The sequence below is a fragment of the Aurantimonas sp. A2-1-M11 genome (assembly GCF_036549475.1).
Lineage (GTDB): Bacteria > Pseudomonadota > Alphaproteobacteria > Rhizobiales > Rhizobiaceae > Aurantimonas.
The window spans coordinates 42,454-54,198 of the sequence record NZ_JAZHLI010000013.1 but is presented as its reverse complement, the minus strand read 5'-3'; the positions used below and the strand labels follow the sequence as shown (position 1 = coordinate 54,198).

At 66.5% G+C, this 11,745-nt stretch carries 15 protein-coding genes; 12 read left to right on the top strand and 3 right to left on the bottom strand.

Annotation, left to right across the window (positions count from 1 at the left end):
- The first annotated feature begins 54 nt into the window (after positions 1-54).
- From VQ042_RS08445 to VQ042_RS08435, 3 genes are all read left to right on the top strand, one after another.
- The gene (locus tag VQ042_RS08445; RefSeq protein ID WP_331817491.1) at positions 55-1,710 is read left to right on the top strand and encodes an acyl-CoA dehydrogenase family protein; all 1,656 of its coding nucleotides are present in this window, start codon (positions 55-57) and stop codon (positions 1,708-1,710) included.
- 164 nt (positions 1,711-1,874) lie between these two features.
- Positions 1,875-2,423, top strand: coding sequence for a hypothetical protein (locus tag VQ042_RS08440; protein ID WP_331817489.1), 549 nt, complete (start codon positions 1,875-1,877; stop codon positions 2,421-2,423).
- Complete coding sequence (locus VQ042_RS08435) at positions 2,423-2,761, top strand: DUF6105 family protein (protein WP_331817487.1); 339 nt, start codon at positions 2,423-2,425, stop codon at positions 2,759-2,761. Before VQ042_RS08440 ends, VQ042_RS08435 begins: the two co-directional genes overlap by 1 nt.
- Here VQ042_RS08435 and ruvX read toward each other — a convergent pair.
- On the bottom strand, positions 2,722-3,192 hold the full coding sequence (gene ruvX / locus VQ042_RS08430; RefSeq protein ID WP_331817485.1) for a Holliday junction resolvase RuvX: 471 nt from the start codon (positions 3,190-3,192) through the stop codon (positions 2,722-2,724). The two genes, VQ042_RS08435 and ruvX, sit on opposite strands and share 40 nt — an antisense overlap.
- A gap of 105 nt (positions 3,193-3,297) precedes the next feature.
- Here ruvX and VQ042_RS08425 point away from each other — a divergent pair, with 105 nt between their 5' ends.
- The 9 genes from VQ042_RS08425 (at position 3,298) to VQ042_RS08385 (ending at position 9,782) form a co-directional block, all read left to right on the top strand.
- On the top strand, positions 3,298-3,999 hold the full coding sequence (locus tag VQ042_RS08425) for a metal-dependent hydrolase (RefSeq protein ID WP_331817483.1): 702 nt from the start codon (positions 3,298-3,300) through the stop codon (positions 3,997-3,999).
- A gap of 144 nt (positions 4,000-4,143) precedes the next feature.
- Positions 4,144-4,431 (top strand): Asp-tRNA(Asn)/Glu-tRNA(Gln) amidotransferase subunit GatC, encoded by a 288-nt coding sequence (gene gatC / locus VQ042_RS08420; protein WP_331817481.1) that lies wholly within the window; start codon positions 4,144-4,146, stop codon positions 4,429-4,431.
- Positions 4,432-4,438: 7 nt separating this feature from the next.
- Positions 4,439-4,909: a GNAT family N-acetyltransferase gene (locus VQ042_RS08415; RefSeq protein WP_331817479.1), complete on the top strand. Its 471-nt coding sequence runs from the start codon at positions 4,439-4,441 to the stop codon at positions 4,907-4,909.
- Positions 4,906-6,387: an Asp-tRNA(Asn)/Glu-tRNA(Gln) amidotransferase subunit GatA gene (gene gatA / locus VQ042_RS08410; protein WP_331817477.1), complete on the top strand. Its 1,482-nt coding sequence runs from the start codon at positions 4,906-4,908 to the stop codon at positions 6,385-6,387. Before VQ042_RS08415 ends, gatA begins: the two co-directional genes overlap by 4 nt.
- 4 nt (positions 6,388-6,391) lie before the next feature.
- Positions 6,392-6,625, top strand: a complete 234-nt coding sequence (locus VQ042_RS08405) for a hypothetical protein (RefSeq protein WP_331817475.1) — start codon at positions 6,392-6,394, stop codon at positions 6,623-6,625.
- 99 nt (positions 6,626-6,724) lie between these two features.
- Positions 6,725-8,224 carry an Asp-tRNA(Asn)/Glu-tRNA(Gln) amidotransferase subunit GatB gene (gatB, locus tag VQ042_RS08400; protein ID WP_331817473.1) on the top strand — a complete coding sequence of 500 codons (1,500 nt, stop codon included), beginning with the start codon at positions 6,725-6,727 and terminating at the stop codon, positions 8,222-8,224.
- Positions 8,221-8,727 (top strand): GNAT family N-acetyltransferase, encoded by a 507-nt coding sequence (locus VQ042_RS08395; RefSeq protein ID WP_331817471.1) that lies wholly within the window; start codon positions 8,221-8,223, stop codon positions 8,725-8,727. Before gatB ends, VQ042_RS08395 begins: the two co-directional genes overlap by 4 nt.
- 106 nt (positions 8,728-8,833) lie before the next feature.
- Complete coding sequence (locus VQ042_RS08390; RefSeq protein WP_331817469.1) at positions 8,834-9,214, top strand: NADH:ubiquinone oxidoreductase subunit NDUFA12; 381 nt, start codon at positions 8,834-8,836, stop codon at positions 9,212-9,214.
- Between the two features lie 163 nt (positions 9,215-9,377).
- The gene (locus tag VQ042_RS08385) at positions 9,378-9,782 is read left to right on the top strand and encodes a DUF2155 domain-containing protein (protein ID WP_331817467.1); all 405 of its coding nucleotides are present in this window, start codon (positions 9,378-9,380) and stop codon (positions 9,780-9,782) included.
- Here VQ042_RS08385 and aat read toward each other — a convergent pair.
- Together aat and accC are read right to left on the bottom strand one after the other, a co-directional pair.
- Entirely contained in the window at positions 9,722-10,390 is a 669-nt protein-coding gene (gene aat / locus VQ042_RS08380; RefSeq protein ID WP_331817465.1) for a leucyl/phenylalanyl-tRNA--protein transferase, read from the bottom strand. The two genes, VQ042_RS08385 and aat, sit on opposite strands and share 61 nt — an antisense overlap.
- Before the next feature lie 4 nt (positions 10,391-10,394).
- The gene (accC, locus tag VQ042_RS08375; RefSeq protein ID WP_331817463.1) at positions 10,395-11,744 is read right to left on the bottom strand and encodes an acetyl-CoA carboxylase biotin carboxylase subunit; all 1,350 of its coding nucleotides are present in this window, start codon (positions 11,742-11,744) and stop codon (positions 10,395-10,397) included.
- Position 11,745 lies beyond the last annotated feature (1 nt).

Here is an 11,745-nt window from a genome sequence, read left to right as displayed (position 1 = left end):
GCAATCCGCGGTTTTGCGGCAAGGATCGCGCCGATTGAAGCACAGGAGACGCGCGTGGCCGAGACGACATTCCAGACCCACGAGGTCACCAACCAGTCCTCCGACTACGCCGGTTTCAACGTGTTTCGCAGCGATCCGCTGCTGCGGCTCCTGTCTGCCGGGTTTGGTGAGCCGACGCTGCTGACGCTGGAGCGGCACGGACGATTCTGCGGCTCCTTCGAGGCCCATGACCTAGCCCGGCTCGCCAATGTCGAAACGCCGCGCCTGCGTCGCTTCGACGAGAAGGGCCGGCGCCTGGAGCTCATCGACTACCATCCGGCCTATCACGCGCTGATGCGCCGTTCGATCGCCGACGGGCTGCACGCCTCGATCTGGCAGGGGCCCGATGAAGAGGCCGGGCGGCGCCATGCCGCGCGGGCGGCGCGCTTCTACATGACGGCCGGCGTGGAGTGTGGGCATCTGTGCCCGATCACCATGACCAGCGCGTCGGTCGCGGCCCTGGCCGCAGCTCCCAGGCTGCGCGGTACCTGGCTGCCGGTCATCGCCACGCGCCAGTACGACCCGGGCGTCAAGCCACCCCTGACAAAGGCCGGAGTCACCCTCGGCATGGGCATGACCGAGAAGCAGGGCGGGACCGATGTCAGGGCCAACACGACCAATGCGGTCGATGCCGGCGACGGCCATTACCGCCTGACCGGCCACAAATGGTTCATGTCGGCGCCCATGTCGGACGGGTTCCTAGTCCTCGCCCAGGCGCCGGAGGGACCGACCTGCTTCCTCATGCCCCGCCGCCGTGAAGACGGTTCGCTGAACGGCCTTCATTTCCAGCGACTGAAGGACAAGCTCGGCAACCGGTCGAACGCCTCGTCGGAGATTGAATTCGTCGACGCCGACGCACAGCGGGTCGGAGATCCGGGCAAGGGCGTGAAGACCATCATCGAGATGGTGACGCTGACCCGGCTCGACTGCGCGCTGGCCTCGGCCGGCCTGATGCGCGGCGCCCTGGCCGAGGCGGTCCACCATGCCCGCGAACGGCGCGTGTTCGGCAAGACGCTGATCGAGCAGCCCCAGATGGTGCGAGTGCTCGCCGACATGGCGCTGGACGTCGCCGCCGCCACGGTGCTGTCCTTCCGGCTTGCGGAAGCCTTCGACCGGCGGGCAGGGGAAACGGCGTCCGATACCGATGCCGCATGGGCCCGCGTCATGACGCCGGTGACCAAGTACTGGGTCTGCAAGATGGCACCGGCGGTGACCTACGAGGCGATGGAGTGCCTCGGTGGCAATGGCTATGTCGAGGATGGACGGCTGGCCCGGGCCTATCGCGAGGCTCCGGTGAACGCGATCTGGGAGGGGTCGGGCAATGTCATGGCGCTCGATCTCGCGCGCATCCTGAAGCGCGACTCCCAGGCCTTCGACACCGTGATCGCCACGATCGAGAGCGACATGGCCGAGACCGCCGGCGGCACGCCAGGGGTGCTGCGCGCGGCCATGTCGATGGCGCTGTCGGACGAAGGCGCCTGCCGGCTGCTGGCCGAGCAGCTGGCGCTGGCCGGGGCCAGTGCGTCCATGCGCCGGCTCGGGCTGGGCCGGACCGCCGATGCCTTCACCGAAACGCGGCTCGGGGGCGTCTTCCGCCACACCTACGGCATGCTCGACCTGCGGCACGATTCCCGCCGCATCGTCGAGGACCTCTATCCGCCCATCCGCTGAGCGGCCGGCGGCAACCGAAGCTGTCTGACGGCGTTTCTGGACAGGAAGACCGAGGAGGGGACGCGTTAAGGTTAACAAGCGGTTTCGATTGCGGCGGAGGCCTCGCGACGACAGGGTCGCCGTTAACGGATCGGTAACCGTGACGAGGAGGTTTCATGCGCAGGATGGCGACGACCCTGGCACTCAGCGCCTGGACGGGATTTGCGGGCCTGTGCAGCCTGCGTCTCCTGGCGCATTCGGGCTGGCTCGACCCCCTGGCAGCCAGTCCTGCCGTCCATGGCCTCCTGCAGGAACTGGCACTCGCGCCGGAATTCTTCCTGCCCGGGCAGGCGACGCTGGTCTTCGCCGCCCTGTTCGCAGCACTGGCCACCGGACTGGTCATGGCCATCAGCGGTCTGGCATCGCCGTCCTTCCTCGCCATTCGCCGTGCCGAGCCGCTCGCCGCGGCCGTGCTCGTCGCCCTCTTTGCCTTCTATGCAGCCGCAGCCATAGCCGGTTCGCCCTTGGCAACGCTGTTCGGGGAGGGACCGGGCTTCCTCGTCTCCCTGGCGCTGACCTTCGGCGCGCTGCTGTTCGACCGCCTCGTCGAGGTCGACAACGCGGCCGACGATGCCGCCTTCGAATCGGTCCTGCGTTCCATTCACATGGCTGAGCGCGAAGCGATCATGCGGCGGCACCGCACCCCGTTTACCGACAAAGGCGAGACCCGCTGATGCGCACGCTGCTGGTGCTCTGGATCGGGCCGCTGATCGTTTTCTGGGGCTGGTATTTCCTGTCGCTGAACGATCTCGGTGGACCGCTGTTCTCGCGCGAAACCCATGACCGGGTCTTCATGGTCTACGGCACGATCCTGGGCATCGAGCCTGCGTTGATCCCCGCCATGGTGGCGCGGGCGCTGGCCGTGGACAGCCTCATCCTCGGCGCGATCGTCGCTTTCCGGCGCCGTCGCAAGATTGCCGCCTGGTGGCAGGCGCGCCGCGAGGCCCGCCTCGCTCTGGCCGACGGCCTGGCCTATGAGCGCAGCGACGAGAGCCGGTCCAGCGCCCCCTGAAGGATGAAGGACGCGGCGGCCGAATCGATCCGTTCCGCCCGCTTTCGCCGCGATACGTCGGCCTCGAGCAGCCCACGCTCGGCAGCCACCGTCGACAGCCGTTCGTCCCACAGGAGCACCGGCCGGTCGTCGAAGCGGCCGAAATTGCGCAGGAACGCCCGCGTCGCCTGGGCGCGCGGTCCTTCCGATCCGTCCATGTTCAGGGGCAGGCCGATGACGATGCCGGCGATCCGGTCGTCGTTGAGCGCCGCCACCAGCGCGTTGGCGTCCGCGGTGAACTTGGTGCGCCGCAGGACCTTTCGGGGCGTGGCAAAGCGCTGGCCGAGATCGGAGACCGCCAGACCGATGGTCTTGGTGCCGAGGTCAAGGCCGGCGATGGTCGTGCCGTGCGGCACGCCTGCGGCGAAATCATCCAGCGATACGATGGGCATCGCGCTCTCCTTGACCGTGGGGCGGGGCGGTGCAGTTAGCACGCCCAATGGCGGACCATTTGCAACGAAGTCCAGCCCGACGATCAGACGGCAAGGAGCCTTTCCATGAAGATCACCTATTTCGGCCATTCCGCATTTCGGATCGACACCGGCTCGTCGGTCATCCTGATCGACCCTTTCCTGACGGGGAACCCCCACTTCAAGGGCGATGTCGCCGGTGCCACCGAAGGGGTGACCCATATCGCCCTGACCCACGGCCACGGCGATCATGTCGGCGACACCGTCGACATCGCCAAGCGGACCGGCTGCAAGGTGATCGGCAATTTCGATCTTCTGTCCTGGCTCGGCGGCAAGGGCGTCGAGAACGGCGAGCCGGGCAATACCGGCGGCACGATCAGCTTCGACGATTTCACCGTCACCTTCACCCAGGCGTTCCACTCCTCCGGCGACATTCTGGACGACGGGTCGGTGACCTATCTCGGCATGCCGAATGGCCTGGTCTTCCATTTCCGCGACGGCCCGACCGTCTATCACATGGGCGACACCGACATTTTCGGTGACATGGCGCTGATCGAGGAACTGCACGCACCCAGGATTGCCATGGTACCCATCGGCGACCGCTTCACCATGGGCGCCGCCGTCGCCGCGCTCGCCTGCCGCCGCTATTTCAAGTTCGACACCGTCATTCCGATCCATTGGGGCACGATGCCGATCCTCGATCCCAATCCCGACAAGTTCACGGCCGCGATGGAGGGCGAGGCCGACAAGATCCGCCTGCCAGCCATCGGCGAGGCCTTCGAGGTCTGATCCCGGGACGATCACTGCGCTGCCACATATGAATGAAGCCGGTCGGGCGACGCCGTCGTCCTGCCGGCTGTCGCATGCGGCGTTGCCTCGTGCCGGACGCGCCGCTATAGCTCCGGCAATTCTTCTTGAACCAACAGGGCCGCAATGTCCGTCGATGCTTCAACCGTCCGCCGCGTCGCCCGGCTGTCCCGGATCGCCGTCACCGATGACGAGGTCGCGGCCATGGAAGGCGAGCTCAACGCCATTCTCGGCTTCGTCGAACAGCTCGGGGAAGTCGATGTCGAGGGTGTCGAACCGATGACCTCGGTCATCCCGATGGCGATGAAGAAGCGGACCGACGTGGTCACCGACGGTGCCAAGGCCGACGACATCGTTGCCAACGCACCTGCGAGCGAGGATCATTTCTTCGTCGTGCCCAAGGTCGTGGAATAGTCGCGCCATGACGGTGACGATTGCGGCAGAATCACCGCTGCATGACGAGTTGCGAGGCTTGGTCGCCCAGTTGAACGACTACCTCCGGCCGTTGTCGCCACCGCAGTTCCAGTACCAGCTCACCGCCGAACAGATGGCGGGAGAGGATTCCACGGTTTTCGTGGTGCGCAATGCCGAGGCGGTCGCAGTCGGGATGGGGGCATTGAAGATCCACGGCCCGACGACCGGTGAGGTGAAGCGCATGTACGTCGTGGCCGAGATGCGCGGGACCGGTCTGGGATGGCTGATCCTGCTATCCATCGAGGCCGAAGCCCGCCGTCTGGGTCTGGCACGGCTGGTCCTGGAGACCGGCGCCACCGCCGGCTTCGAGCCGGCCTGGGCCCTCTACGAACGATCCGGCTTCACCCGTTGCGAAGCCGTGCTCGACTACGCCGATTCCGATTACAACCGCTTTTACGAAAAGAAGCTGTCCCGATGACCGAGTTGACGTCTTTCACCATCGCCGAAGCGCGGGACAAGCTCGCGGCGAAGGAGATCTCCGCCACGGAGCTGACGCAGGCCTACAATGCCGCGATCGCGGCCGCCAATCCGCAGCTCAACGCCTATGTGGCGGTGACGCCCGACAAGGCGCTCGCCATGGCCAGGGCGTCCGACGAGCGGCTGGCGAAGGGCGAGGCCGGGGCGCTCGAAGGCATCCCGCTGGGCATCAAGGATCTCTTCGCCACCGAAGGCGTCCACACCCAGGCTGCCTCGCACATCCTCGACGGCTTCGCGCCGCGCTACGAATCGACGGTGACCGCAAACCTGTGGGCTGATGGCGCGGTGATGCTGGGCAAGCTCAACATGGACGAGTTCGCCATGGGCTCGTCCAACGAGACGTCCTATTACGGGCCGGTGAAGAACCCCTGGCGTCGCAAGGGTTCCAATGTCGATCTGGTGCCCGGCGGCTCGTCAGGCGGCTCGGCGGCTGCGGTGTCGGCGCATCTGTGCGCCGGCGCGACGGCCACCGATACCGGTGGCTCGATCCGCCAGCCCGCCGCCTTTACCGGCACGGTCGGCATCAAGCCGACCTACGGCCGCTGCTCGCGCTGGGGCACGGTGGCGTTCGCCTCGTCGCTCGACCAGGCGGGGCCCATCGCCCGCGACGTCCGCGACGCGGCGATCCTGTTGAAATCCATGGCCTCGGTCGACCCCAAGGACACCACATCCGTGGACCTGCCGGTGCCGGACTACGAGGCGGCGGTCGGCCGCTCGGTCAAGGGCCTGCGCATCGGCATTCCCAAGGAATACCGCGTCGACAACATGCCGGAGGAGATCGAGGCGCTCTGGCAGCAGGGCATCGCCTGGCTGCGCGACGCCGGTGCGGAGATCGTCGACGTCTCCCTGCCGCATACCAAATACGCACTGCCGGCTTATTACATCGTCGCCCCGGCCGAGGCCTCGTCGAATCTCGCCCGCTATGACGGCGTGCGCTACGGCCTGCGGGTGCCGGGCAAGGACGTCGCCGAGATGTACGAGAACACCCGCGCCGCCGGCTTCGGGCGCGAGGTCAAGCGGCGCATCATGATCGGCACCTATGTGCTGTCGGCCGGCTATTACGACGCCTATTACCTGCGCGCCCAGAAGGTCCGCACCCTGATCAAGCGGGACTTCGAGACGGTCTATGCCGACGGCATCGACGCGCTGCTGACGCCGGCGACGCCCTCTGCGGCCTTCGGCATCGCCGACCAGGAGATGGCCTCCGATCCGGTGAAGATGTACCTCAACGACATCTTCACGGTCACGGTGAACATGGCCGGACTGCCGGGCCTCGCCGTGCCGGCAGGTCTGACGGGCGAGGGGCTTCCCCTCGGCCTGCAGCTCATCGGCCGTCCCTTCGAGGAAGAGACGCTGTTTGCGCTCGGCAACGCCATCGAGCAGTCTGCCGGCCGGTTCGAACCAGCGAAATGGTGGTAGGCTGATGGCCGATCTTCGCAGCGCGCTCGACCGTCTGGCCGCCGGCGACTGGCATGGCGCCCATGCGGTCGTCCAGGATGATGCATCCGCCGATGCTGCCTGGATCCATGCCCATCTCCACCGGATCGAAGGCGATCTGGACAATGCCGGCTACTGGTATCGCCGGGCCGGCCGGCCACCGGCGTCCGACAGCCTCGACGTCGAGCGCGACGAAATCATCGCCGCGCTTGGCCGCTGATGGACCATCTTCGTCCGATGGACGCCGGGCCGCCATCGACCCGCTCCGTGCATTGAACCAGCCGTTTTGGCAGCACATTTGAAGTTTCTGGACACGCCCATGACCCTCGTCGACACCCGAACGCCCGATCCGAAGAACTTCATCTCCGGCGCCACCGGCGACTGGGAGATCGTGATCGGCATGGAGGTCCATGCCCAGGTTACCTCCGAAGCCAAGCTTTTCTCCGGCGCCTCGACCGATTTCGGTGGTCCGCCGAACGACCATGTCAGTCTCGTCGACGCGGCGATGCCCGGCATGCTGCCGGTGATCAACGAAGAATGCGTGCGCCAGGCGGTGCGGACCGGCCTCGGCCTCAAGGCCGAGATCAAGCATCGCTCGGTCTTCGACCGGAAGAACTATTTCTATCCGGACCTGCCGCAGGGCTACCAGATCTCGCAGTTCAAGGACCCGATCGTCGGCGAGGGCATCGTCTCGGTCTCGGTCGGTCCCGATTCGAAAGGCGCCTTCGAGGAAATCGAGATCGGCGTCGAGCGTCTGCATCTCGAACAGGACGCCGGCAAGTCGATGCACGACCAGCATCCGACGATGTCCTATGTCGACCTCAACCGCTCCGGCGTCGCGCTGATGGAGATCGTCTCCAAGCCCGACATGCGGTCGGCCGACGAGGCCAAGGCCTATCTGACCAAGCTGCGGACGATCCTGCGCTATCTCGGCACCTGCGACGGCAACATGGACGAAGGCTCCATGCGGGCCGACGTGAACGTTTCCGTGCGGCGTCCCGGCGGCGCCTTCGGCACGCGCTGCGAGATCAAGAACGTCAACTCGATCCGCTTTGTCGGACAGGCGATCGAGTCCGAGGCCCGCCGTCAGGTCGCGATCATCGAGGACGGCGGCACAATCGACCAGGAGACCCGGCTCTACGACCCGGCCAAGGGCGAGACCCGGGCGATGCGTTCCAAGGAGGAGGCGCACGATTATCGCTACTTCCCCGATCCGGACCTGCTGCCGCTGGAATTCGATCAGGCCTATATCGACGCGCTGCTGGAAGGCCTGCCGGAACTGCCGGACGACAAGAAGAACCGGCTGATCCGGGACGCCGGCCTGTCGCCCTATGACGCATCGATCCTCGTCTCCGAGAAGGCGATCGCCGACTATTACGAGGACGTCGCCAGGGGGCGCGACGCCAAGCAGGCCGCCAACTGGGTGATCAACGACCTTCTCGGTGCGCTGAACAAGGCCGGCAAGGACATCGGCGAAACGCCGGTGTCGGCCGAACAGCTCGGGGCGATTCTCGACATGATCCGTGCCGAGACGATCTCCGGCAAGATCGCCAAGGACCTGTTCGAGATCGTCTGGAACGAGGGCGGCGATCCGGAGACGATCGTCGACGAACGGGGCATGAAGCAGGTCACCGACACGGGCGCCATCGAGACGGCGGTCGACGAGGTGATCGCCGCCAATCCCGACAAGGTGGAGCAGGCGCGCGCCAAGCCGACCATGGCCGGCTGGTTCGTCGGCCAGGTGATGAAGGCGACGGGCGGCAAGGCCAACCCGCAGGCGGTCAACGCGCTGGTGAAGCAGAAGCTCGGCCTGGAATGATCTTCTTCGTTCGCACCGCCGGCGTGCAGGATCTGGAGGCGATCAGCGGTCTGCTCGGCGAGACCTGGCACGACACCTATGACGGCATCTACGGGGCCGGGCGGGTGAGCGAGATCACCCGCTCCTGGCATTCGGTGGAGGCGTTGCGTCCGCGAATTGCGCGGCTGAACTCGGAGTTCCTCGTCGCCGACGACGGGACCCGGATCGGCGGCATGGCCTATGCCGCCTCGACCGCCGGCGACGGCAAGCTGGTCGTCCTGCACCAGCTCTATGTCCGGCCGGACTGCCAGCGCCAGGGCATCGGCCGCGACCTTCTCGCCGAGATCGCCGGCTGCTTCCCGACGGCGCGCATCATGCGGCTCGAAGTGGAAGAGGCGAACGACGTGGCGGTGGCGTTCTACCGCGCCCACGGCTTCGCCAAGACCGGATCGACGGCCAATTGCGGGTCTGCCGATTCGGGCATCCCGGCCGCCGTCTACGAGAAGCCGCTCGCCGGAGCGTGAGCCGGGCAGGGTGCTGCCGGGTGCAAGGCACCGACGCCATACCGAGGTGGACATTTTGCGGCCGCGGCAGCATAACGTCCCCGCATCGACACGGACTGGAATTCCCATGAAGGAATGGCTGCTGCAGATCTTCACCTGGTGGCAAGGCCAGACGATCGGCACGAGATTCTATACTTGGCGCAAGGGCCAGAAGGTCGGCGAGGACGAGGCCGGCAATCAGTATTATCAGAACGCCGACGGCTCCAAGCGCTGGGTGATCTACAACGGCCCGGCCGAGGCCTCCATGATCGCCGGCGGCTGGCACGGGTGGATCCATCACCGGGTCGACACGCCGCCGTCGGGCGAGCAGTACACGCCGCGCGCCTGGCAGAAGCCGCACCAGCCGAACTACACCGGCACGGCGAAGGCCTATCGGCCGCAGGGCTCGCTCCTGCGCCCGTCCGAGCGCCCGCGCGTCACCGACGATTACGACGCCTGGACGCCGTAACCGCGGCGCACGCTTCGACGTCGGCCGGTTGCCGCGATGACGCCATGTCCGCCCGGATCAATCGCCTGGAAAGCGGCCGATCTCCCCGCCCTTGCCGCATTCTGACGGCACACACTGCGCGTATATGCCGGCCCGACGGGCCGGGAACGTTGAGGACGCATCCATGAACCGTCGGCTATGTGCGTCGATCCTGCTGGCCGTCACGGGCGTGGCGCTGACGCCGGCGGCGGCCCAGCAGCGCATCGCGAACCCGGTCGCGGTGTTTTCCGGTCTCGACAAGATCACCGGGCGGATCACGACCTTCGACGTCTATATCGACGAGACGGTCCAGTTCGGCGCCCTGCAGGTGACGCCCAAGGTCTGCTACACCAGCGCCGAGGGCGAAGCGGCCCGGACAGACGCCTTCGTCAAGGTCGACGAGATCACGCTTCAGCGCGATATCCGCCAGATCTTTTCCGGCTGGATGTTCGCCGCTTCTCCCGGCCTGAACGCCGTGGAGCATCCGGTCTATGACGTCTGGCTGAAGAGCTGCAAGACCGATTCGGACGTGCCGGCGCCGGCCGGATAGAAGGTCGCGTCCCGCGCCACCGCATCGGCCAGCAGCGACTGATAGGTCTCCCGGTCGATTTCGATCGCGCCGAATCGCTCCAGATGGCTGGTCAGGAACTGCGTGTCGAGCAGGCGATAGCCGCCGCGGCTGAGCCGTTCCCACAGATAGGCGAGGGCGATCTTCGAGGCGTCCGTGCGCCGCGAGAACATGCTCTCGCCGAAGAACGCCGCCCCGAGCGAGACGCCGTAGAGGCCCCCGACCAGCTCCTCGCCCTCCCACGCCTCGACGCAGTGGGCGAAACCTTCCTGAAACAGCGCCAGGGTCAGCGACCGGATCTGGCCGTTGATCCAGGTCTCCATGCGCCCCGGCGCCGCCTCGGCGCAGCCGTCGACGACCGCCGGGAAGGCGGTGTCGACGCGAATCTCGAAGGGCGCGCGGCGGATGGTCTTGCGCAGGCTGCGCGGCAGGTGGAAGCCGTCGAGCGGCAGGATGCCGCGTTCGGTCGGATCGATCCAGAAGATGCCCGGATCGTCCGCCTTTTCCGCCATGGGAAAGATGCCGCAGGCATAGGCCTTCAGCAGGATGGACGGGGTGATCTCGAAACGCTGGCCACCACGCCGTGCCATGGTCTTACCCCGCCGCGCGCTGCGCGAGGTACTTCTCCAGCCAATGGATGTCGTAGTCGCCCTTGGCGATATCGGGATTGTCGACGAGGTCCCGGAACAGCGGCAGCGTCGTCTTGATCCCGTCGACGACGATCTCGTCGAGAGCCCGCCGCAGCCGCATCATGCATTCGGTGCGGGTGCGGCCGTGCACGATCAGCTTGCCGATCAGGCTGTCGTAGAAGGGCGGGATCGAATAGCCCTGATAGACGCCAGAATCGACGCGCACGCCGAGCCCGCCGGGCATGTGGTAATGGGTGATCTGCCCCGGCGAGGGCGCGAAGGTCTCTGGATCCTCGGCATTGATCCGGCATTCGATGGCATGGCCGGCGAACTGGATGTCCGCCTGCGTCACCGACAGGCCCTGGCCGCTGGCGACGCGAATCTGCTCATGGACGAGATCGAGACCGGTGATGGCTTCCGTCACCGGATGCTCCACCTGCAGGCGGGTGTTCATCTCGATGAAATAGAACTCCTCGTTCTCGAACAGGAACTCGATCGTGCCGGCGCCGCGATAGCCGAGCTTGGCGATGGCATTGGCACAGATGCTGCCGATCCGGTCACGCTGCTCCTGGTCGAGCGCCGGCGAACTGGCCTCTTCCCAGACCTTCTGGTGGCGGCGCTGCAGCGAGCAGTCGCGCTCGCCCAGGTGGATGGCGTTGCCGGCGCCGTCGCCGAAGACCTGCACCTCGATATGGCGCGGCTTCTTGAGGTATTTCTCCAGATAGACGGCATCGTCGCCGAAGGCCGATCCGGCTTCCGAGCGGGCCGTCGACAGGGCGTTCGACAAATCCTTCGGCGTGTGCGCCACCTTCATGCCGCGTCCGCCGCCGCCGGCCGACGCCTTGACCAGCACAGGATAGCCGATCTCCTCGGCGATCCTGGCCGCCTCGTCGTCGTCGGTGACCGCGCCCGGCGAGCCCGGAACGACCGGAATGCCGAGCCGCTTGGCAGTGCGCTTGGCCTCGATCTTGTCGCCCATGATCCGGATGTGCTCGGCGGTGGGCCCGATGAAGGTGATGTTGTGGGCGTCGAGAATATCGGCGAACCGGGCATTCTCGGACAGGAAGCCGTAACCTGGATGCACCGCATCGGCGCCCGACACTTCGCAGGCCGCCACGATCTGCGGAATGTTCAGATAGCTGTCGCGGGCCGGCGGCGGCCCGATGCAGACGCTCTCGTCGGCGAGGCGCACATGCATGGCCGTGTTGTCGGCGGTCGAATGGACAGCGACCGTGGAGATGCCGAGTTCCTTGCAGGCACGCAGGACGCGCAGCGCGATCTCGCCGCGGTTGGCGATCAGGACCTTCTTGACCATG